At 63.1% G+C, this 20,862-nt stretch carries 23 protein-coding genes and 1 tRNA gene; 5 read left to right on the top strand and 19 right to left on the bottom strand.

Annotated elements, in window-relative coordinates; genetic code table 11:
- Positions 1-71 precede the first annotated feature (71 nt).
- Positions 72-356, top strand: coding sequence for a chorismate mutase (locus ACZ5U1_RS01495; RefSeq protein WP_196225472.1), 285 nt, complete (start codon positions 72-74; stop codon positions 354-356).
- Between the two features lie 161 nt (positions 357-517).
- Here the strand turns inward: ACZ5U1_RS01495 and ACZ5U1_RS01500 are convergent, their stop codons facing one another.
- From ACZ5U1_RS01500 to ACZ5U1_RS01515, 4 genes are read right to left on the bottom strand one after another with little or no spacing between them, the layout of a single operon-like run.
- Complete coding sequence (locus ACZ5U1_RS01500) at positions 518-1,408, bottom strand: DMT family transporter (RefSeq protein ID WP_464779070.1); 891 nt, start codon at positions 1,406-1,408, stop codon at positions 518-520.
- Complete coding sequence (locus tag ACZ5U1_RS01505) at positions 1,405-2,043, bottom strand: heme exporter protein CcmB (protein ID WP_460988170.1); 639 nt, start codon at positions 2,041-2,043, stop codon at positions 1,405-1,407. Before ACZ5U1_RS01505 ends, ACZ5U1_RS01500 begins: the two co-directional genes overlap by 4 nt.
- 5 nt (positions 2,044-2,048) lie before the next feature.
- Entirely contained in the window at positions 2,049-2,651 is a 603-nt protein-coding gene (ccmA, locus tag ACZ5U1_RS01510) for a heme ABC exporter ATP-binding protein CcmA (RefSeq protein WP_464779071.1), read from the bottom strand.
- On the bottom strand, positions 2,648-3,055 hold the full coding sequence (locus ACZ5U1_RS01515; RefSeq protein ID WP_464779072.1) for a metallopeptidase family protein: 408 nt from the start codon (positions 3,053-3,055) through the stop codon (positions 2,648-2,650). Before ACZ5U1_RS01515 ends, ccmA begins: the two co-directional genes overlap by 4 nt.
- Positions 3,056-3,095: 40 nt before the next feature.
- On the opposite strand from ACZ5U1_RS01515, the gene ACZ5U1_RS01520 reads away from it, so the two are divergent.
- The gene (locus tag ACZ5U1_RS01520) at positions 3,096-3,389 is read left to right on the top strand and encodes a 4a-hydroxytetrahydrobiopterin dehydratase (protein ID WP_464779073.1); all 294 of its coding nucleotides are present in this window, start codon (positions 3,096-3,098) and stop codon (positions 3,387-3,389) included.
- A 13-nt stretch (positions 3,390-3,402) separates the two neighbouring features.
- Here ACZ5U1_RS01520 and ACZ5U1_RS01525 read toward each other — a convergent pair whose 3' ends face one another.
- The 3 genes from ACZ5U1_RS01525 to ACZ5U1_RS01535 form a co-directional block, all read right to left on the bottom strand.
- The gene (locus ACZ5U1_RS01525) at positions 3,403-3,771 is read right to left on the bottom strand and encodes a hypothetical protein (RefSeq protein WP_464779074.1); all 369 of its coding nucleotides are present in this window, start codon (positions 3,769-3,771) and stop codon (positions 3,403-3,405) included.
- Between the two features lie 58 nt (positions 3,772-3,829).
- Positions 3,830-6,223: a patatin-like protein gene (locus tag ACZ5U1_RS01530; protein WP_464779075.1), complete on the bottom strand. Its 2,394-nt coding sequence runs from the start codon at positions 6,221-6,223 to the stop codon at positions 3,830-3,832.
- A gap of 151 nt (positions 6,224-6,374) precedes the next feature.
- A complete protein-coding gene (locus ACZ5U1_RS01535; RefSeq protein ID WP_196225479.1) occupies positions 6,375-7,070 on the bottom strand; it encodes an endonuclease/exonuclease/phosphatase family protein in 696 nt (231 codons plus the stop codon).
- A 147-nt stretch (positions 7,071-7,217) separates the two neighbouring features.
- Between ACZ5U1_RS01535 and radA the strand changes: the two genes are divergently transcribed.
- Both radA and ACZ5U1_RS01545 read left to right on the top strand, forming a co-directional pair.
- Positions 7,218-8,585, top strand: coding sequence for a DNA repair protein RadA (gene radA / locus ACZ5U1_RS01540; RefSeq protein WP_196225480.1), 1,368 nt, complete (start codon positions 7,218-7,220; stop codon positions 8,583-8,585).
- A gap of 10 nt (positions 8,586-8,595) precedes the next feature.
- A complete protein-coding gene (locus ACZ5U1_RS01545) occupies positions 8,596-9,114 on the top strand; it encodes a CvpA family protein (protein WP_464779076.1) in 519 nt (172 codons plus the stop codon).
- A 3-nt stretch (positions 9,115-9,117) separates the two neighbouring features.
- Here the strand turns inward: ACZ5U1_RS01545 and ACZ5U1_RS01550 are convergent, their stop codons facing one another.
- From ACZ5U1_RS01550 to rplU, 6 genes are all read right to left on the bottom strand, one after another.
- Complete coding sequence (locus ACZ5U1_RS01550; RefSeq protein WP_464779077.1) at positions 9,118-10,032, bottom strand: NAD-dependent epimerase/dehydratase family protein; 915 nt, start codon at positions 10,030-10,032, stop codon at positions 9,118-9,120.
- A 5-nt stretch (positions 10,033-10,037) separates the two neighbouring features.
- A complete protein-coding gene (gene proB, locus ACZ5U1_RS01555; RefSeq protein WP_464779078.1) occupies positions 10,038-11,168 on the bottom strand; it encodes a glutamate 5-kinase in 1,131 nt (376 codons plus the stop codon).
- A gap of 54 nt (positions 11,169-11,222) precedes the next feature.
- Positions 11,223-12,317: a GTPase ObgE gene (gene obgE / locus ACZ5U1_RS01560; RefSeq protein WP_464779079.1), complete on the bottom strand. Its 1,095-nt coding sequence runs from the start codon at positions 12,315-12,317 to the stop codon at positions 11,223-11,225.
- Between the two features lie 111 nt (positions 12,318-12,428).
- Complete coding sequence (locus tag ACZ5U1_RS01565) at positions 12,429-13,004, bottom strand: GNAT family N-acetyltransferase (protein ID WP_464779080.1); 576 nt, start codon at positions 13,002-13,004, stop codon at positions 12,429-12,431.
- A 273-nt stretch (positions 13,005-13,277) separates the two neighbouring features.
- On the bottom strand, positions 13,278-13,547 hold the full coding sequence (gene rpmA / locus ACZ5U1_RS01570; RefSeq protein ID WP_007683600.1) for a 50S ribosomal protein L27: 270 nt from the start codon (positions 13,545-13,547) through the stop codon (positions 13,278-13,280).
- A gap of 30 nt (positions 13,548-13,577) precedes the next feature.
- Positions 13,578-13,874: a 50S ribosomal protein L21 gene (rplU, locus tag ACZ5U1_RS01575; protein ID WP_340265563.1), complete on the bottom strand. Its 297-nt coding sequence runs from the start codon at positions 13,872-13,874 to the stop codon at positions 13,578-13,580.
- An 813-nt stretch (positions 13,875-14,687) separates the two neighbouring features.
- Here rplU and ybaL point away from each other — a divergent pair.
- On the top strand, positions 14,688-16,328 hold the full coding sequence (gene ybaL / locus ACZ5U1_RS01580) for a YbaL family putative K(+) efflux transporter (RefSeq protein ID WP_464779081.1): 1,641 nt from the start codon (positions 14,688-14,690) through the stop codon (positions 16,326-16,328).
- Between the two features lie 75 nt (positions 16,329-16,403).
- Here ybaL and ACZ5U1_RS01585 read toward each other — a convergent pair whose 3' ends face one another.
- The 6 genes from ACZ5U1_RS01585 to ACZ5U1_RS01610 all read right to left on the bottom strand — a co-directional run bounded on the left by ACZ5U1_RS01585 (position 16,404) and on the right by ACZ5U1_RS01610 (position 20,812).
- On the bottom strand, positions 16,404-18,152 hold the full coding sequence (locus tag ACZ5U1_RS01585; protein WP_464779082.1) for a DEAD/DEAH box helicase: 1,749 nt from the start codon (positions 18,150-18,152) through the stop codon (positions 16,404-16,406).
- Between the two features lie 230 nt (positions 18,153-18,382).
- Positions 18,383-19,081 carry a 50S ribosomal protein L1 gene (rplA, locus tag ACZ5U1_RS01590; protein ID WP_196225489.1) on the bottom strand — a complete coding sequence of 233 codons (699 nt, stop codon included), beginning with the start codon at positions 19,079-19,081 and terminating at the stop codon, positions 18,383-18,385.
- A gap of 4 nt (positions 19,082-19,085) precedes the next feature.
- The gene (gene rplK, locus ACZ5U1_RS01595; protein WP_007709087.1) at positions 19,086-19,517 is read right to left on the bottom strand and encodes a 50S ribosomal protein L11; all 432 of its coding nucleotides are present in this window, start codon (positions 19,515-19,517) and stop codon (positions 19,086-19,088) included.
- A gap of 250 nt (positions 19,518-19,767) precedes the next feature.
- Positions 19,768-20,304 carry a transcription termination/antitermination protein NusG gene (nusG, locus tag ACZ5U1_RS01600; RefSeq protein ID WP_464779083.1) on the bottom strand — a complete coding sequence of 179 codons (537 nt, stop codon included), beginning with the start codon at positions 20,302-20,304 and terminating at the stop codon, positions 19,768-19,770.
- A 57-nt stretch (positions 20,305-20,361) separates the two neighbouring features.
- Positions 20,362-20,568 (bottom strand): preprotein translocase subunit SecE, encoded by a 207-nt coding sequence (secE, locus tag ACZ5U1_RS01605; RefSeq protein WP_464779084.1) that lies wholly within the window; start codon positions 20,566-20,568, stop codon positions 20,362-20,364.
- Positions 20,569-20,736: 168 nt separating this feature from the next.
- Positions 20,737-20,812: transfer RNA gene (locus ACZ5U1_RS01610), tRNA-Trp, on the bottom strand.
- Positions 20,813-20,862: the final 50 nt, after the last annotated feature.

Raw genomic sequence — 20,862 nt, forward strand, 5'->3', positions numbered from 1 at the left:
ATGCAGATGGCAAGCGGGAATAGCTTGCACGGAGCGACGGATGGAGCAAAAAGCGCGCGGATATTTGGAGGATGAGCGTGGACGACACTTTGAAGCGGTATCGTGAGAGCATCGACAATATCGACGCCGCCCTCGTGTTCATGCTCGCCGAGCGCTTCAAGATCACGCAGGCCGTCGGCGAATATAAGGCGACGCACGCCCTGCCGCCAGCCGATCCGGGCCGGGAAGAACGGCAGATCAGCCGCCTTCGCCAGCTCGCGACGGACGCTAATCTCGATCCCGACTTCACCGAAAAATTCCTGCGCTTCATCATCGACGAAGTAATCCGCCATCACGAACGGTTGCGGGACGCCTGAGGGAATTATTTTCTCCCCGTTCGCCCTGAGCTTGTCGAGCCGGAGGCCGGCGAAGCCAACGGCCTTACTTCTCTTCGGGAGGCAAGCAAGGCCATTATACCGAAGGCAAGGGGCTCCGTTGAAACCCCACTGTTGATCCCACGCCCAAAAGGCGCCGTGCCTCAAGCCGGTTCGCTAACCGTTTCTCTTTTGCCCTGCGACCGCCCCAGCAGCACGCCCGTCAGCGCCAACGCAAAGCCCGCCAGCTGAACCGGCACCAGCCTTTCGCCGAACAGCAGCCAAGCCTCCACCGCAGCAAGCGGCGGGACCAGCAGTAACAGCATCGACATCCGTGTCGGGCCTTGCGTCCGCACCAGCCAGACCAGCAGCGACAGGCCGCCTGCCGACAGGCCCAGCACTGACCAAGCCAAGCCCAGCCATAATATGGGCGCGCCATCCCAACGGGCCTCCCCCATAATCAGCGCGGCGGCGATCGCGACAATCGCGCCGCCTGCATTCTGCACCGCGCCGGAAATCCAGATGCCGTCGCCCGCTATGGAGCCGCGCTGCACCAGCGTGCCTGCGGCCATGGCGACCACCGCAAGCAATCCAGCGATCGCAGGCAAAATCGGCACCGCCCCCGCGCCCGACTTCTCGATGGCCGGCAGCAGCACGCAAACCACGCCCGCAATGGCGATCGCCAGTCCCGCCCATCCGCGCGCCAGCAGCCGGTCACCGAGCAGGAACGCGCCCGCCACCGCCACCATCAATGGTTGCAGCGCGCCGAGCAGCGACATGATGCCAGCGGGCATGCCATTATAAACTGCCCACCAGCTGACGGTCAGGTAAACGCCGTGCAGCATCGCGCCCGCCACCAGGTGCAGCATCAGCCGCTTGCCACGAGGGAGCTTCTGCCCGGCCCGCCACGCGACGAACCCCAGCAGCAGCGCCGTCAGCGTCATGCGCACGCTCAGGATCAGTTCGGGCGCCCCATGGGGCACCGTCCCGCGCGCAACGATGAACCCTGTCGACCAGATCAGGACGAACAGCAGCGAAGCGCCGAAACCTATCACTCGCGCCCCGCCCGTATCGCCGCGCCCGCCGCAAAGGGCGTGATCGCGACGAGCAACAGCGACGCAGCCCCCAGAAACTTGAGCGCCGCTCCGCTCCCATCGCCCAGCGTCCCCGCGCCAAATATCAGCAACGGCACCGCCAACGGCAGCGCGAGCAGTCCGGCCAGCGCCCCGCTCGACCGCAGCCCTGCCGTCAAACTCGCCACCAGCAGCCCCAGCGCCGCGAGCGCGGGCGTGCCGATCAGCAGCCCCAGTTCCAGCATCCCGACCGTCGCGCCATCCAGCTTCAGCAGCGCGCTAGCGGGCAACGTCGCGATCATCAGCGCCGGGCCAAAGCCCAGCCAATGCGCGATCAGCCGCGCCAGCATCACCATTTCATCGCCGACGCCGCGCAGCGCAATCTGATCAAGCACCCCCGCATCCCGATCAGGCGCGACCAGCCGGTCCACCGGCAACAGGCTCGCCAGCAGCGCCGCGATCCACAGCATCCCGCCACCCGACCGCCGCAGCAGCGCAGCGTCCGGCCCCACCGCAAAAGGATACAGGCTGGCCACCAGCAGCAAGAAAGCCACCGGCAACCACAAGCCCGCCGACTGCCACGCCTGCCTCAAATCCCGCGTGACCAGCAGCGCCATCACCCTCACGCCGCCTCCTCCGCGACATAAGCGCTAAGGTCGATCACCACGGGCGAAGCCATCGGCAACGGCTGATGCGACGCCGCAACCACGATCCCACCCTCTGCCAGATGCGCCGCCACCGCCGCGCCCAGCAGCTCGAGCGACGCATCGTCCAGCCCATTGCCCGGCTCGTCCAGCAGCCACAGCCCAGCGCCACTCGCAATCACCCGCGCCAGCGCCGCCCGCTTGCGCTGCCCGGTCGAAAGCATCCGCACCGGAATCCCGCCAAGCGGCCCCAGCGCCATCGCCTCCAGCGCGCCGTCCAGCGCACCAGCATCCGCACCGTCCAGCCGCGCCCAGAAACCAAGCGCCTCGCGCAAAGGCTCTTCCAGATCCAGCGCCAGCCGCTCATCGGCCAGCGCGATCCTTCCCCGCCGCTCGATCGCCCCCGCCATCGGCCGCAACAGCCCCGCGCAAATACGCATCAGGCTCGACTTGCCGATCCCGTTCGGCCCCCGCAGCAGAGCGCTGCCCCCCGGCTCCAGCGCCAGATCAACGCCACGGAACAACAGCCGCCCACCACGCGCGCAAGCGATGCCCGACAAGCGCAGCGCCGCGTCGCTCATGGCGCGACCATGTCCTCCAGCACATGCATATCGATGTCGGAAAGGCCGAAATGATGGCCGATCTCATGCACCACCACATGCGTGATCAGCGCGTTCAGCGGCACGCCCGTTTCCACCCATTCATCCAGCAACGGCCGCCGGAAAAGATGCACCATGGGCGGGCCGTCGCCCGTCTGCTCGGGCTCGCCCACCGGCCGCCCGGTATAAAGGCCGGTCAGACCGAACGGATCGTCAATCTCCATCTCCTTCAATATCCGTTCGTCGGCAAAATCCTCGACGAACAGGACCACGTTGGACAGATGGGACCGGAAAGGATCGGGCAACCGCCCCAGCGCCTCAAGCGCCAGTCGTTCGATCTGAGCTATGGTTGGCGCGAAAAGAGGGGGTTGACCGGTGTCTGACATGGCTGCGACATAGGCGAAACAATATTATGAGGATAGAGCCATGATTGGTAAACTGTCCGGCGACGAACGGGCGCAGGAGCTTGCTTCTCTTGTCGATTGGACGCTGGTGAACGACCCTGAGGGCATCCAGCGGCGCTTCACCTTTGCGGATTTCAATGCCGCGTTCGGCTTCATGACCCGCGTCGCGCTTCTGGCCGAGCAGGCGAACCACCATCCCGAATGGTTCAACGTCTATAATCGCGTGGACATCACTCTGACGACGCATGACGCCGGCGGCCTGTCGCGCCGTGACATAGATCTCGCAAAGGCGATCGACGCGCTGCTCACCGCTTGAGCGGACGGCTTGATCAGGGTCGCCCTTCGATGCGATCCTCATAACCATGCAGCGCAGCGGTCACAGCCGGGTCACCGGCATAGCGGCGGCGCAGCATGGCGAGTTTCGCGTCGGTGCCGGTGCATAGTTCGGCGATACTTTCCATCAGGAACACGCGCCTGTCCCCATCATAGGGCTCCTCACCCCGAAAATGGTCGCAACTGTCCCGATCGACCATGAAGCTGGTGACTTCCTGCGGGAAGGGCATGGCCAGCGCGGCATCGGGAGAGGGGGGCAGGTCCAGCGATCCGCGCGGCGCGGGCTGCGCCTGCACGGTGACTTCGGCGGACGGGCGCTGCGGCGCGGCGACCACCTCGATCGGCTCGCCCTCGATGGCGTTCATAGAAAGCGCTGATGGCGGGGCCGAGGCATTGTCCGCGGACGCGGCATCGCCAGACGCATCACGGCAAGCCGCAGTCAGCGCCAGAATCATCACCAATGGAACCAGCCCCACCCGTGCGCCCACCGATTTCCTCCCGCAAAATGGCAATGAGATCAGCGACATGCGGCAGCCGCTGTTCCTCCTCATCGAGAATCGCCATGAATGCGGCTTGCCTATAATCGCGCACGCGTTCTTCCGAAAGGCGGCTTGCTGCGGGTAATGCGGAAATTACGATATCCAGCAGCCGTTCGACACCATGAAGGCGTCCCCACAAATAGTCATTCTCCCGATAGGTCCGGCTAAAAAACGCACCGAAATTATTGAATTCAATGCCTTTTAACGTCGCTTCGGCCCCACCTGATCGGATCGCGCTGCAATCCTCCGGGGAAATCCGGTCCACCTTCACCGGATCATATTCTTCCATGGCGTGGCCTTGGAGCAACGGTAGGGTGGCGATGTCGTAAAAGGGAAAGCCCAGATAGGAGAGCAGCATGATCCGCCGTTCCGCCTTGGGAAGTCCCGCGAGCGCGTCGGCCAGCATCATCTCCGCTATGTCATCCCGCGCCTTCAGGTCGCGTGCCTGTGCGATGGCGTCCAGCGCTGCCGCCGGGTCGGACGGCACCTCCTTGGCTGCGGCGCGGATCGCGCCATTATAGAAATCGGTGCCTTCGCATTCCGTATAATGCGCCATCGATTGATAGATGGCGTCGTGCATTTTCTGGATCGCGGCGTCGCCAGCCTCAGAATCGATCTCCAGCGTTTCGGCCAGCCGCCGCGCCAAAAAGCGCAGGCGACGAATGCGAAAACTCAGGTCATGGGTGCGGAAGAAGGCGACCGGCGGCGATCCCGGCCCGACATCCTCGATCAGCTTGTCCGCGCCGATCGTCCGGACGTGCGACCACAGCGCCTGCCGGAAATTTTCCCGCATCAATGGACTGTCCTCGTCGCTCAGGCGGAACAGCAGACCGGCCAGATCCTCGACGATGCCCGAAAGTTTCAGATGACCATAGGCCGGGAAGGCAAAGCCTGCCGAGTTCGCAGCCCGCAACTGCGCCTTCGCGCGCCAGGCGGAAAGCCGCGCGGGCGTCGGACGGTCGAGAAACAGCATGCCGCCAATCGTGTTTTCGACCTCCGCCTCGATCCCCGGTCTCAAAGCATTCAGAATGCGCACCATCCGGCGGATGCGCGAAGAATGACGATCAATCGCTTCCAGATTGTCGCGGATCGGTTGCTCGCGCGGAATATCGCTCAGAGCGCCGAAGATGGTGCGGAAAAAACCGGGTAGCTGAGCCTTGTCCTCTGGCGTGGCGTCTTCCTGCTCGCCCTCCCGGTTCAGCCGGATGGATCGACGGCCCGGCTTGGGATCAATATAGACGAAACGCCGATCGACCTCGCGCCGCGACGGACGGTTACGCAGCGCGCCGATCGCCTGTGCGAAGGGAGCATTCGCCAGCACCGATCCGTCGATCAGTATCGCGTCCTCTGCATTGCCGCGCGCCCAGTGGCGGGGCAGGGCATGGGCCAAAAATGCATCCCGGGTCGGCCATGCGCGATGCCGCTGTTTCAACACGCGGTCCAGCTCCCGCACGGTGAAGGGGGGGAATGCGCCGGGGAAGCTCGCCGTCGCCCGCGCGGCGAATACCAGCTCGGCCGGATCGGCGAACAGGCGGTCGCCACGCCCCCGCGCGTGGAAACCGATGGAAAGGCGATGTTCGGTCTCCACCACCTGTGGTGGGCTGTTCAGGTTCAGGCTTTGCGGATGGCCTTCGAAATCCGTGACGGTGACGAACAGGTCCAACGGGTGCCCCTCGGGCAACAGCGGCGGCCCGCGCTCTGCCGCTTCCATCGCGTCGAAGGCGTCCAGCATCATGCCGGTGAAGATTTCGCCGCCAAAGGGAGGTTCGAACCATCTGGAGCGGATGAAGTGGGACAGCTTGTGCCGCACCTCCTCGCGCGTGTCCGGGGCGACCGTGCGTTCGATCGTGTCGCCTGGCCGTCGTGCCGCCATCCACACCAGCGGCGTCGCCCAGAATTTGCTGATCCGCCGCGCGGGACGCGCATCCGGGTGCAGCAGCTGCTCCACATCGGCATTTTCCAGCCACAGGTCGGTCAATGGCTCCAGCGATTGCCCCGTTTCGATCGCCTGCGCCAGAAATATGCCGTTGATTCCGCCCGCGCTCGCCCCGGCGATGATGTCGGGCATCACGCGCAACCGGATGCCGCTTGCCGCTTCCAGATCTTCCAGCAGTTTCCTGTAAACCGCCTCGCTGCCTCTGCTGCTCGGGGTGCCGTCATGAAAACTCCGGCTTGCCCGCGCCAGCCGCCACACTTCCTTGGTGATGCCGTGCATATAGACGGCCAGACTGATCCCCCCATAGCAGACCAGCGCCAGTCGAAGTTCGCGCTCCTTCATGATGCGTAGCCCTCAGGCCTTATGCTGCAGGTGCCGCAGTCTTGTCCCGAACCCATCCCCCGTTCGCCCTGAGCCTGTCGAAGGGCTTCACTTGTCTTTGATGCCGCAGGCAAAGGCTTCGTATGGTCCAGTCCAAACGAAAACACCGAACTCACAACCGAAACTCCGCCCAGATCGGCAAATGATCCGAAGCCTTACGCGACGCCGCACTGTCATGCACGCCGCTGTCCACCAGCTTCAATTGCCCGCAATGCATGATCCGGTCGAGATGCGCGACCGGCCGCCGCGCGTGGAAACTCCGTCCGCAAGGCGCGAAACTATAATGGCGCGCAAAGTCCGCCAGACACCCCCGATTGGCGCTCCATTCGTTGAGGTCGCCCATTAGCACGGTTGGCATCGCGTCGCGTTGGGCTGCCGCGTGGATGACCGCCGCCGCCTGCTTGCGCCGCCACAGGCCCGACAGGTCGAGATGCATGCCAAAGACGCGCAACTTCGCCTTGCCTAGTTCAACCTCCGCCATCGTCGCGCCACGCGGTTCCAGGCAGGGAAGGTGCAGCACGTCATGGGTGCGGATATCCGCCTCCTTCCGCACTAATATCGCGTTGCCATGCCAGCCCATCGAATCGACATGCACGTTCAACGGCACCGGCTTGTACTGGCTCATCGATTCCAGCAGCCAGGGCGGAATGGCGGCCGATCGAACGCCAAAACGGCGATCCGCTTCCTGCAACGCGATCACGTCCGCGTCCAACTCTCCCAGCACCTCCAGCACTCGTTCGGGGCTGCGGCGGCGGTCGGTGCCAATGGCTTTGCGGATATTGTAGCTGGCAACGCGTAACGACTTCATGGCGAAACAATGCGCCACATCCGCATGAGTTTCCAGCGCTCTTGGACGGTATCCAAACTTCTTCGTCATAAGGCGGACGGGGCGAGGGGGGTGGCCCATCCGTTCTTTGTTCTTGAAACGTTCACCGTGGCAAGTCATAGCTCCCCCATGGCCAAGGCAAAGCGCAAATTCGTCTGTCAGCAGTGCGGCACGCTCTCCTCCCGCTGGCAGGGGCAATGCGATGACTGCGGCGAATGGAACAGCATTGTCGAGGAAGCGTCCGAAACCATCTTTTCCGCGCGCCATGATCTGCAAAGCGGCGGACGCGCCCTGACGCTCGTAGGCCTGAACAGTCAGGTTGAACTACCTCAGCGCACCAGCACCGGCATCGCGGAGTTCGACCGTGCGCTGGGCGGCGGCATCGTTCCGGGTTCCGCCACGCTGATCGGCGGCGATCCGGGCATCGGCAAATCGACCCTGTTGCTTCAGGCCGCAGCCCGCATAGCCGCGCGTGGCCTGTCCGTTGCTTATATCAGCGGTGAGGAAGCGGCGGATCAGGTGCGACTGCGGGCGCAGCGCCTCGGCCTTGGCAACGCGCCCGTGCAACTCGCCAGCGCGACCTCCGTCCGCGACATCCTGACGACGCTGGGGGAGGGGGAGCCGCCCGCGCTGCTCGTCATCGACTCCATCCAGACAATGCACAGTGACCTGATCGAAGGCGCCCCCGGCACCGTCAGCCAGGTGCGCGCATCAAGTCAGGAACTCATCCGCTTCGCCAAGCAGCGCGGCACCGCCGTCATCCTCGTCGGCCATGTGACCAAGGACGGCAGCATCGCGGGGCCGCGCGTGCTCGAACATATGGTCGATACGGTCCTGAGCTTCGAGGGCGAACGCAGCCATCAATATCGCATCCTGCGCGCGATCAAGAACCGCTTCGGCGGCACCGACGAGATAGGCGTCTTCGCGATGGTCGCGGAGGGGTTGGAGGAAGTCTCCAACCCATCGGCGCTGTTCCTCACCCATCGTGACGAAACCGTAACCGGCGCGACCGTCTTTCCTGCGCTCGAGGGCACACGCCCCGTGTTGGTGGAGATACAGGCGCTCGTCGTCCGCCTGTCCAGCGGGGCCACCCCCCGGCGCGCGGTGGTGGGCTGGGACAGCGGCCGTCTCGCCATGGTCCTTGCCGTGCTGGAAGCGCGCTGCGGCCTCAGCTTCTCTACCTGCGAAGTCTATCTGAACGTCGCTGGCGGCTATCGCCTGTCCGATCCCGCCGCTGACTTGGCGGTTGCCGCCGCGCTCATATCCGCACTCGCGGAACGGCCGGTGCCCGCTGATCTGGTCCTCTTCGGCGAAATCGCGCTGTCCGGGGAAATACGCCCCGTCGCTCATGCCCCGCTGCGCCTGCGCGAATCGGCCAAGCTCGGCTTCGAACGCGCTTATGTTCCCTCCGCGGTTGCCGACGGGGTGAAGGGGATAGCCGTCAGCGGCTACCGCGCCTTAAGCCAACTGGTTGACCAGATGCTCGGCCGCGGATAGCCCCGCGCTCATGAACGCCGTCGATATCCTCGTCCTTCTCGCCATTGGCGGGTGCGCCGTATTGGGCTTGCTTCGTGGTTTCGTTCTTGAAACCCTTTCGCTCATCGCCTGGGTCCTCGGCATCTTCGCCATCCGCCTCTTCCACCCCTCCGCCACCGAACTTCTCACCCCTCTGGTCGGAACCTCCGGAGGCGCGTCAATTCTCGCATTCCTTCTTGTTTTCGGCATCACCTTCGGCGCAGGAAAACTCCTCGCCCACGCCATCGGCCGCCGCACCCGCCAGTCGATTCTTGGCCCCATCGATCGCGTCCTCGGCGGCGGCTTCGGCGCCATCAAGGGATTGATCGGGGCAACGCTGGTCTTCCTCGCGTTCAGCCTGACCTACGACACCTTCTACGGCAGCGGAGAGCGCCGCCCCGATTGGTTGTCCGACGCCCGCACTTATCCGCTGCTCAACGCCAGCGGCCAGGCGATCAGCGAATTCGTGGCCGAACGCCGCGCCACAAAGGCGGACGTCGAAAGCGACTAATCGCTACAGCCAGCCTTTTGCGCGGTAAGCGTCCGCTGTTGCTTTCAATCCCTCTTCGGTAGCAACTTCAGGCACCCACAATTTTTTGGGAGGCTGCTTTCGCTTCGCGACCACCCAATCGGGATGGCAGAAATAGCTGACCCGATCCTGCGTCAGCTTCGCCGCCTTGCCCCGCAACATGCGATCCAGCCGAGCACCCAACCCCAGCGCCCAGTTGGGCGTGGCAAAAGTCCGCACGGGCCTTCCGACTGCTCGCCCGATCGCCTGTCCGAAGTCCAGGTGGTCCCAACCGCCCGGCGTGCCGTCGTCCGCCTCATAACTGTGAGCAAGGCTCATTTCCGTCTCGCCAGCGAGGCGCAGCAGCAACCGGCCAAGGTCGCTTACCTCGATCAGGGAAAGCCTCCCACCCGGGGGCAGTAGCATGATGCCCCGCTTCGCCATCCGGAACAGCTCAAGCATTTCCCGATCACCCGGCCCATAGATCGCAGGCGGCCGCACGATCGTCCAATCCAGTCCGCTCGCCTTGACGTGACGTTCGGCGAGCGCTTTGGACCAGCCATAGTCGGACAGTTTAGGTTCCCGCGCGGCCAGCGATGACACATGGACCAATCGCCGGACGCCACGCTGCCGCATGGCATCGATGACGGCCATCGTCCCACGCGCGTTCCCGGCCTCGAACTCGTCGCGATCGGCCGCGTTTACGACGCCTGCTATATGGACCACCACGTCGGCGTCCCGTACCAGCGTGTTCAGCCCCGCACGGTCCTCAAGCGATCCGGGCACCCATTTCAGCCGGGCGCGGGGCGGCTGCGCCTTTCGGGTGATGGCTGTCACATGATGCCCAGCGTCCAAAGCCTGATTGAGCGTTTCGGCGCCGACAAAACCTGTCGCGCCGGTCATGGCAATGCGCAATTTCATGGGGATCAGACCATGGCCATCTGATCGCGATGAACGAGTACGGATCGTGGCAGGTGGCCCAGCAGAGCCGCGATATCCTCACTGCGTTTGCCCGCGATCCTCGCCGCTTCCTCGCTGTCATACTCGCTCAGCCCACGCGCGATCACCCGGCCGTCCGGCGCGACGATATCAACGACATCACCTCGCACGAACGCGCCCTCTATTTTCGCCACACCGGCAGGCAGCAGGCTGTTCCCGCGTCCCAATGCTTTTTCCGCGCCCGCATCAACGATTATGCGTCCACGAACGGTAAGACGTCCTGCGAGCCATCCCTTCCGCGCTCGCTTGGCAGGTGCCGCGAGGAAGATCGATCCCTTGCCACCATTGATCCAATGTGACAGCGGAGCATCGACCTTGCCGGAAATGATCGCGAGATGCGCTCCGGCCCCCGTCGCGATCCGCGCCGCCTCGATCTTGGAGGTCATGCCTCCCGACCCCATTCCGGACGCGGATCCGCTGTCCGCCATATTTGCGATCCGCGCGTCGATGCGCTCGATTGTGTCTATCAGCATGGCGCTCGCATCGACATGCGGGTTGGCGGTGTAAAGCCCATCGACGTCGGAAAGCAGCACCACCGCGTCGGCCCGTGCTGCCTGTCCGATACGTGCCGCTAGTCGATCGTTATCGCCAAAACGGATCTCCGCTGTGGCGACGCTGTCATTCTCATTTACCACCGGCACCACATTGAGTGTGATCAGGCGTTCCAAAGTCGCAGAAGCATTCAGGTAGCGCCGCCGATGCTCAAGATCGTCCAGCGTCACCAGCATCTGCGCGGCGGTGATCCCCTTGTCCTGCAACAACCGAGCCCAGCATTGCGATAGCGCGATCTGTCCTGTTGCCGCTGCGGCCTGAGCGTCTTCCAGACTGCCGCGCCCACCCTTTGGCAGTTTCAATCGCCGTGCACCCAGGGCGATTGCGCCTGACGAAACGATAATGATCTGCTGCCCGGCTGCTTTGCGGTCAGCGACATCTTCGACCAAGGTTCGGAGCCACGCTTCGCGAACCTCGCCATTCCCATCGACCAGCAGGGCCGAGCCGATCTTGATGACCAGTCGCCGAACTTGGAAGGGTGGGAAGCCTGAAAGAGAGGAAGTCACGGGATCAGTTCCGTTCGCCTGGAACGTGAAGAATAAGTGGCGACTGATGAATGTTCAGATTGGCGACCATGAAGCGTCGCCTTCGTCACTGGCCTTTTCCTCCATCGGTCTGCCGTCTGCAAGCAATGGCAGGACAGCATCCAGCAGTGGTTGCACACCTTCGCCAGTCGCGCCTGAAATGATGAATATCTTCTCCACGCCAGCCTCGCGCCGAATTTGGGTGGCGATGTCCTCCATCAATTCCGGCCCGAGCAGGTCGCCCTTGTTGAGGGCGACGATTTGAGGCTTGTCGGCCAGCCCCTCGCCATAGGCTTCCAGTTCATCCTGCACGATCCGGAACTGTTCGACCGGATCGTCGCCAGTGGCATCGACTAGGTGCAGCAGCACGCGGCAGCGCTCGATATGGCCAAGGAATCGGTCGCCGATGCCAGCACCTTCGGCTGCACCCTCGATCAAGCCGGGAATGTCTGCCAGGACGAATTCCTTGTCACGGTGCGTGACGACGCCGAGCTGTGGCTTGGTGGTGGTAAAGGCATAGGCCCCGACTTTGGCCTTGGTATTGGTCACCTGATTGATGAAGGTCGACTTGCCAGCATTCGGCATGCCGACCAAGCCGACGTCGGCAAGCAATTTCAGCCGCAGCCAGACCCACATTTCCTGTCCCGGCCAGCCCGTTCCATGCTGCCGTGGCGCGCGGTTGGTGCTGGTCTTGTAAGACAGGTTGCCCCGGCCGCCATCGCCGCCGCGCAACAGGACCAAGCGCTGTCCTACCTCTGTGAAGTCGGCGAGCAGTTCCTGATCTTCATAGTCCGGATAGCCATCCTCGTCCTCCGTGCCCTCTATGGGCTGGGGATCGGAGAGGATCTGCGTTCCTACGGGAACTTTTATGACGAGGTCGTTGCCGCCAGCGCCATAGCGATTCTTCCCCGCACCCGGCATACCGCGCTGTGCCTTGAAATGCTGGGTGTAGCGGAAGTCGATCAGGGTGTTGAGGCCAGCTACGGCTTCGAAGATGATATCTCCACCCTTGCCGCCATTGCCGCCATCAGGGCCGCCATATTCGACATATTTTTCCCGCCGGAAACTGACCGCGCCGGGGCCGCCCCAGCCGGATTTTATGTATATCTTCGCCTGATCCAAAAAATGCATGGGCTGGCCCATAGCCGCTTATGACGCGGAATTAAACCTTGCCGTCTGCTATCGCTCGAAACTCACCTTTTCCATGCGGGACGGCGTCTGCTGGCCCCGTCCCTTCTTCGTTCAGGCCGCGAGCGCGGGCATGGCGTCGTGATAAAGGTCCATTGCAGGATCAATCATCATGCGTCCGGGCACACCTTCTTCAAAGACCAGGCATTCAGCCGCATTTCCGCGCGCCGGACTATAACGTTGCTCCACCCGGCCGGTGTAACGAAAGCCGATTTTCCGAAGCACATTGCCCGACGCCGGATTGTCAGCGAAATGCGCCGCGCGAATCCCGCTGACGCCTGCCGCCCGTGCCATGCCGTACACCGCGCTGGCGGCCTCCGTCGCAAAGCCCAGCCCCCAATAGGGACGCGCTATCCAATAGCCGAGTTCAGGCGTGCCATCTTCGGTCAAATGGATGCCGCACCCGCCGACGAGGCGCGGAGCACCGCGAGTGCGGGAAAAAGCCAGAAGACGCGGCAGGCGTGTATCCTGCGGAAGGGCAAGGAAGCTGCGTGCGTCATCAATGCCATAGGGCGCCGGCACGCGGACAAGGTTGCGCAGGACCGCCGGATCGCCAATCGCTTCGGCCAGCGCGGATGCGTCTTCCATCCAGCCGGGTCTCAGAAGCAGGCGGGGGGTACGGGCGAACATTTGAAAATCTCTCCTCTGATCGACACGTCAATGGCCGTAAAAAGTTACGGCTTGACGACTTCTTTCCTCTGGCTGTGCCCCGCCCGCATGACGCGCGAGAAGGCTCAGGGTTCCAGAGGTTTGAGGGAAAATGAGGGGAGGTGCCGCCGAATGGAAAAAGGGGCGCTCCCGGATGGGGCGCCCCTTTTTCCCTCGGATTATCAGAGATGGTCCAAGACCATCTTCTGGAAGGATCGCCCCAATAATGAGGGACGATCCGTCATTGATCGTCCGTTATTCGGCTGCTTCAGCCATGGCATCGACCGACACATATTTGCGGCCGAGCTTGCCAGTGTGGAATACCACGCGGCCTTCGCCCAGGGCAAAGAGGGTGTGGTCCTTACCCATGCCGACATTGCGGCCGGGATATACGCGGGTGCCGCGCTGGCGAATGATGATGTTGCCGCCGATCACTTCCTGACCGCCGAACTTCTTCACGCCAAGGCGCTTCGATTCCGAATCGCGACCGTTACGCGATGAACCGCCAGCTTTTTTATGTGCCATGACTCAAACTCCTCGAAACTCTACTGCGGCTCAGGCGATCGACACGATCTTCAGGATCGTGTGGTTCTGGCGATGGCCGTTCTTGCGACGGTAATTGTGACGACGGCGCTTCTTGAAAACGATGACCTTCTCGCCCTTCGCCTGCGCGATGATTTCGGCGGCGACGGTCAGCTTGCTGGCGTCCTTCACGTCGCTGCCTTCGCCGGCGAACAGGACGTCATCCAGCGTCACCTTGTCACCGGCCTCACCGGCCAGCTTCTCGACGACGATCTTGTCTCCGGCGGCTACGCGATACTGCTTGCCGCCCGTGCGCACGACTGCGAACATGGCTCTTCTCTTCTCGTTCAAATCTGCTTTACGCAAATCGCCGAGGACATGACGTCCTGTTGACCCGCGCGGGAATGTGGCCCGGTAGTGGACTGACTCGCTTCTGTCAACCGGGAAGCCCCCTTCTTAGGGGTGGTTTTTGCGCGGGCCAGTGCCTATCTTCCCGTGTCGAAGGGAACCCGCCGCGCATGATGCCGACATCTTACAGGACTGACAGCATGAGAGGCAGGCTGCTCTTCATGCTGACCCTGTGGATGGCGATCAGTGTTGCGTTATTAAGTGCCCTCACGCCATTGGGGCCACCGTCCAGCATGGCAACGGGCTCGGCGTTCAATCCTGCCACCACAGGCGTTGTGCTGAAGGCCCGGACCCAATCGGCACCGGCCGACTACCGCCTAACCCAGCCCGATGGTTCGGGCGACACCCCCTTGTTATCGTCATTGATGCCATGGTTGGTATCTGTAGCGGGACTGCTGGCCGCCGTGGGGTGGTCGCGATCTAATCCCCTGTATGTCCGTACCCGCCCCTCGCTCTTGCGTCGGCGTATTTCACACTTCTTTCACGCTCGCGCTCCGCCTGTCCTGACTTAACGCCCACTCCGTTAATCGTCAGACAGGAGAGATCCATGACCCGCAGACGGTCACGCCGCAGCAACCGACGGCCGCCATGGTGGTTCGTACCCGCCGTGTTCACTGGGCTGGGTGCTGCCGGAGCCTTATTGTCAGCCGCTATGCTAGCGGTCGCAGAATGAAAATATGATAGGCTGCCGGTGAAGGTTCAGAGGGCCGCACCGGCAGACAGGGAAGGACGTCCATGCCTCATCACACGCCCCTGATCGGAACAATCGTCGCGGGCCTCGTTGTTGCTTTCATAATGGGTGCCATTGCCCATCGTCTCAAACTTTCGCCGCTGGTCGGTTATCTTATCGCGGGGATCATGGTTGGTCCTTTCACCCCAGGCTTTGTCGCCAACACCAGTCTGGCCAACGAATTGGCCGAGATTGGTGTCATTCTGCTGATGTTCGGGGTGGGACTTCATTTTTCGCTGCGTGACTTGCTGTCGGTGAAGAATATCGCCGTACCCGGCGCCATCGGGCAGATCGCGGTGGCAACGCTGCTCGGCATGGGACTGTCGCACTATATGGGCTGGCCAGTGATGGGCGGCATTGTGTTTGGCCTCGCTCTTTCGGTGGCGAGTACAGTCGTTTTGCTGCGCGCCTTGCAGGGGGCCGATCTTGTGGAGACGCGGCGGGGGCGCATAGCTGTTGGCTGGCTGATCGTCGAGGATCTGGTGATGGTGCTGGCGTTGGTACTGCTACCGGCGCTGGCGAAGGTTATGAACAATGCAGACGCATCGGCCGGAATGGGTGACCTGCTGGCACCGCTGCTCAGCACCTTGCTGAAGGTCACCGGTTTTGTAGCCCTGATGCTCGTGGTGGGCCGACGAGTCATTCCTTGGGCGCTGCACTGGGTAGTTCACACCGGATCGCGGGAGTTGTTTCGCCTGGCTGTGCTGGCGATCGCCCTTGGCGTGGCCTTCGGCGCGGCCGTGGCGTTCGATGTGTCATTTGCGTTGGGCGCCTTCTTCGCGGGCATGATACTGGGCGAGACGCCGCTCAGTCGCCGCGCGACGGAGGAAACGCTGCCGCTGCGCGATGCATTCGCTGTGTTGTTCTTCGTGTCCGTGGGCATGCTGTTCAATCCATCGGTGCTTGTCGAACAGCCGTTGCCCCTGCTTGCGACCGTGGCGATCATCATCGTCGGCAAGTCTATCGCCGCGTTCGCGATCGTACGCGCCTTCGGCCACCCAGGGGATACGGCTCTGACGATCGCGGCGAGCCTGGCGCAGATCGGCGAGTTTTCCTTCATCCTTGCTACATTGGGCACTGGCCTAGGCGTGCTGCCTGCGGAAGGACGCGACTTGATTCTTGCCGGGGCGATCGTGTCGATCTTTCTGAATCCGTTCATCTTCTCGATGATCGTGCGAGCGCACAAGAAGGAGGAGATTGAGGAGGAGGCGGAAGCAGAAAGGGCGCGCCAGCGGCCGCACATCGGCCACGTGATCTTGGTCGGATATGGCCGGGTCGGCAAGATGATCGCGGAGCGCCTGTCCGAACGCAATGCCCATTTCGTTGTGCTGGAGACGGACCCCGAACGGGCGGAGGAGGCCGCGGAGGCGGGCCATCCGGTAGTACGAGGAAGCGCGCTGGAGGACCGTTATCTGATAGCCGCCGGTATTTGCGAGGCCCGAAGGCTACTGATCGCGGTGCCGGAAGGGTTTGAAGGTGGCGCGATTCATGAACATGCGCGCCGCCTCAATCCCAATCTGCAGGTGATTGCGCGGGCGCATAGTGACGCGGAGGTTGCACACTTGGAAGGAATAGGCGTGCCCCATGTCGTCATGGGAGAGCGCGAGCTGGCAGCGCGGATGCTTCAGTTGTCCGGCGCGGGCTGAACGTTGGTTGAGGCTGTCTCAGTCAACGATGTGCTCCTGTGAAGCCAGGAGCACATCGTTTTGGGAGCGGGTGTCTTATCCGCGTGGCTTGCGAGGCGGGCCTTTGCGAGGGCCGCCCTTGAACGGCCGGGCGCCATAGGCTGGCTTTGGACCACGACCTTCATTGGGACGTCCCTTGCCGCGCGGCGGCCCTTCGCGGCGGTTCTCGCGCGCCGTGTCCCGAGGTGTTCCCTCAATCTGTTCGAACTGGACTTCAGCGCCCTCGTCGCTCGCCTCGCCCGTCCGCTTCACTGAGCCGATGAATCGGGATACGATGGCGCTGGGGATTTCGAACAGCGTTTCGTTTGCGGCGATCCGGATCGCGCCGATGTCTTGGCGTGACACATGGCCTCGGCGGCAGATCAGCGGCAGGATCCAACGCGGGTCGGCGTTCTGGCGGCGGCCGATGTCCATGCGGAACCAGACGGTATCCTCAAAGCCTGGACGAGGCCCATCGCGGCGCGGCGGGGCCTCGCTGGCGTCGAGCAGTTCTTCGGGCGCGGGAAGGGCGGCGCGGGCGCTTTTGACCAGCATCGCGGCGATCTCCTTGGCGGACTTGGTTTCCAGCAGTTCGGCGCCCAACGCCCAGTCCAGCTCGTCCAGCTCCGCCTTTTCCATCAAGCGCTCGCGGAGGCGGGAATTGTCCTGCTGTTGGATCGCTTCCTTGCTGGGGGGGGTGCCCCACTCAACCGGGATTTTCGCGCCGCGCAGCATGGATTCGACCCGGCGGCGGCGGGGGTAGGGGACGATGAGGACAGCGGTGCCCTTCTTGCCTGCGCGTCCGGTGCGGCCGGAACGGTGCTGCATCGTTTCTGCATCGCGCGGGATTTCGACGTGCACGACGAGGCTGAGGTTGGGAAGGTCGATGCCGCGCGCGGCTACATCGGTGGCGACGCAGACGCGGGCGCGGCGGTCGCGCAGGGCTTGCAGCGCATGGTTGCGCTCATTCTGGCTATGCTCACCCGACAGCGCCACGGCGGCGAAACCGCGTTCGGTGAGGCTGGCGTGGAGGTGGCGGACATTGTCGCGGGTGGCGCAGAAGAGGATCGCGGTTTCTGCTTCATGATAGCGCAGCAAATTGACCACCGCGTTCTCAATGTCGGCGGGCGCAACGGTGACGGCCTGATAGCTGATATCGCCATGGCCGCGCTCGTCACTGACAGTCGAAATGCGCAGCGCGTCCTTCTGGTAGCGCTTGGCGAGCGCAACGATCGGCTTCGGCATGGTGGCGGAGAAGAGGAGGGTACGGCGGCCTTCGGGCGCGCCGTCGAGGATCTCTTCCAGATCCTCGCGGAAACCCATGTCGAGCATTTCGTCAGCTTCATCGAGGACGACGGTCTTGAGTCCCGACAGGTCCAGTGCGCCGCGTTCGAGATGGTCGCGCAGGCGGCCGGGCGTGCCGACGACGATGTGCGCGCCGTGGGAAAGGGCGCGCCGTTCCTTGGCGGCGTCCATGCCGCCCACGCAGGTGGCGATGCGGGCGCGGGCTTCGCCATAGAGCCACTCCAGTTCACGGCTGACTTGCAGCGCCAGTTCGCGGGTAGGGGCGATGGCGAGCGCGAGCGGCTTTCCTGCCACGGGCAGGCGCATCTCTTCACCCAGCAATTCGCCTGCCATGGCAAGGCCAAAAGCGACCGTCTTGCCTGAACCGGTCTGCGCCGAGACGATGAGGTCGCGGCCTTCCGCTTCGGGCTGGGTGACTTCGGCCTGAACGGGGGTCAGGCTTTCATAGCCTTTTCGCGTCAGGGCGTCCGAGAGGAGGGGCGGGAGATGTTCAAAAGACATTATATTTTCCGTCGGTAAAGCGACCCGCCATTCCCGACGGATACATGATGACCTGATGTGCTTCGGCCGCTGCCGGAGCCCGGGATGCAAGGTCACACACCCCGAAGTTCACACCGTCCCTGAGGGACTTCTGCGCTAGGCAGAAATGGGTGCCGGAAGGCACCCAAATAAGAAGGCCGCCTTCCCCCGCAAAGAGGGAAGGCGGCCCCTATATTAACTATTGCGAGGGATCAGACCGAAGCGACTTCCGCCACGTCGACCTTCACGCCCGGACCCATCGACGACGACAGGGCGATCTTGCGGACATACTTGCCCTTCGAACCCGACGGCTTCGCCTTGACGATGGCGTCAACGAAAGCGTCGAAATTCTTGCGCAGGTCTTCGGCTGAGAAGCTCGCCTTGCCGAGACCGGCGTGGATGATGCCAGCCTTTTCGACGCGGAATTCGATCTGACCACCCTTGGCGGCCTTCACGGCTTCGGCGACGTTCGGGGTGACGGTGCCGAGCTTCGGATTCGGCATCAGGCCCTTGGGACCCAGAACCTTACCGAGACGGCCGACCAGACCCATCATGTCGGGGGTCGCGATCACGCGCTGGAAGTCGATGTTGCCAGCCTGGATGCTGTCCAACAGGTCCTCGGCACCCACGATGTCGGCGCCAGCGGCGGTCGCGGCTTCAGCCTTGTCGCCACGAGCGAACACGGCGACGCGAACGTCCTTGCCGGTGCCGGCGGGCAGGGTGACGACGCCACGGACCATCTGGTCGGCGTGACGCGGATCGACGCCCAGGTTGATCGCGATTTCGACGCTTTCGTCGAACTTGGCGGTCGCGTGGGTCTTGATGAGGCCCAGCGCTTCGTCAACGCCGTGCAGCTTTTCGCGGTCAACCGCAGTGGCGAGAGCCTTCGCCTTCTTTGTCAGCTTTGCCATGGTCTTAGCCCTCCACCACTTCGAGGCCCATCGCGCGAGCGGAGCCTTCGATGATCTTCGTCGCTGCGTCGATGTCGTTCGCGTTCAGGTCAACCATCTTGGCCTGAGCGATTTCAGCGAGCTGGGCGCGGGTGATCTTGCCAGCGACGACCTTGCCCGGTTCCTTGGAACCCGACTTCAGGTTGACGGCCTTCTTGATCAGGTAGGTGGCGGGCGGCTGCTTCGTGACGAAGCTGAACGAACGGTCCGCATAGACGGTGATGATGGTCGGCAGCGGGGTGCCCTTTTCCATCTTTTCCGTCGAGGCGTTGAACGCCTTGCAGAATTCCATGATGTTCACACCGCGCTGACCCAGCGCCGGACCGATCGGCGGCGAGGGGTTGGCGGCTCCAGCGGGCACCTGGAGCTTGATATAGCCCGTAATCTTCTTGGCCATTTTCACTCACTCTGTTGCTGGGAGGATCGCAAGCGACCCGCCCGGTTCAAGTTTAGCGGTCAAGCAGCAATCCCTGAGGATGCCTTCCGCACTGTATTATCCTCGCCCCTTCAGGGGAGAGGATACCGTAGCTTGCCAGTTTGCTGGCTAGCGTAGGTTGGAGAGGGGGCTGTGCCCTCTCCCGCTGCGACTAGGCGGCGGAGCCGCCAAGTCTCGCTGCCCTCTCCCGCTTGCGGGAGAGGGAAAGGGGTTACTTCGACAGTTCGACCTGTTCGAAGTCCAGTTCGACCGGCGTGGCGCGGCCGAAGATCGACACGGACACCTTGACGCGGTTCTTTTCGAAATCCAGTTCCTCGACCGTGCCGTTGAAGCTGGCGAAGGGGCCATCCAGCACCTTGACGCTGTCGCCGATTTCGTAATCGACATTGACCTTGTGCTTGGGCGCGGCTTCGGCGGCCTTCTGCGCGCCGAAATAGCGGGCGGCTTCGCCTTCGCTGATCGCCTGCGGCTTGCCGCTCGAGCCAAGGAAGCCGGTGACCTTCGGCGTGTTCTTGACGAGGTGGTAGATGTCGTCGTTCATCGCCAGCTTGGCGAGGACGTAGCCCGGCATGAACTTGCGTTCGACCTGGACTTTCTTGCCGCGCTTCACTTCGGTCACGGTCTCGGTGGGGACTTCCACCTGTTCGACCAGCTGGGAGAGGCCCATGCGCTCGGCTTCGGACAGGATCGATTCCTTGACCTTGTTTTCGAAGCCCGAATAGGCGTGGATGATGTACCAGCGCGCCATGTTACCGTTTCAAACTCCCACAAGCGATTTCCCGGGAAACCGCGGCAGATAAAAAACTCAAGCTCTTCCGGCGGCGAAGCTCAGCAGCCACTGAACAACCGCACCGAAAAAGGTGTCGATGCCGAAGAAGAAGAGGCCGAGCAGCGTGGTCATGATACCGACCATCACCGCAGTCATGACCGTTTCGCGGCCGGTGGGCCACACGATCTTCGACGCTTCGGTCTTCACCTGATTGACGAATTCGCCCGGAGAAACCTTCGCCATCACTGCCTCAACAACTTTCGAACAAACACCAAAGCGCGAAGCAACAGTCCGCCCTCCGGACCCCGCCATGTCGGCGTCCCGGGGTGCGGCCGCTGGCTCCGCGACCCATCTTCGCTGGGGCAACTAACCGCGAACCTTTGAAAAATCAAGGATCAGCGCTCAGCGACCTGGCAGGAGTGGAGGGACTCGAACCCCCGGCATTCGGTTTTGGAGACCGACGCTCTACCAGCTGAGCTACACTCCTGTACCGGCGAAGGAGGGCGCTTTAGCGTGGCCTGCGGGGGAGAGCAAGCA

The organism is Sphingobium sp. TomTYG72, from assembly GCF_055394715.1.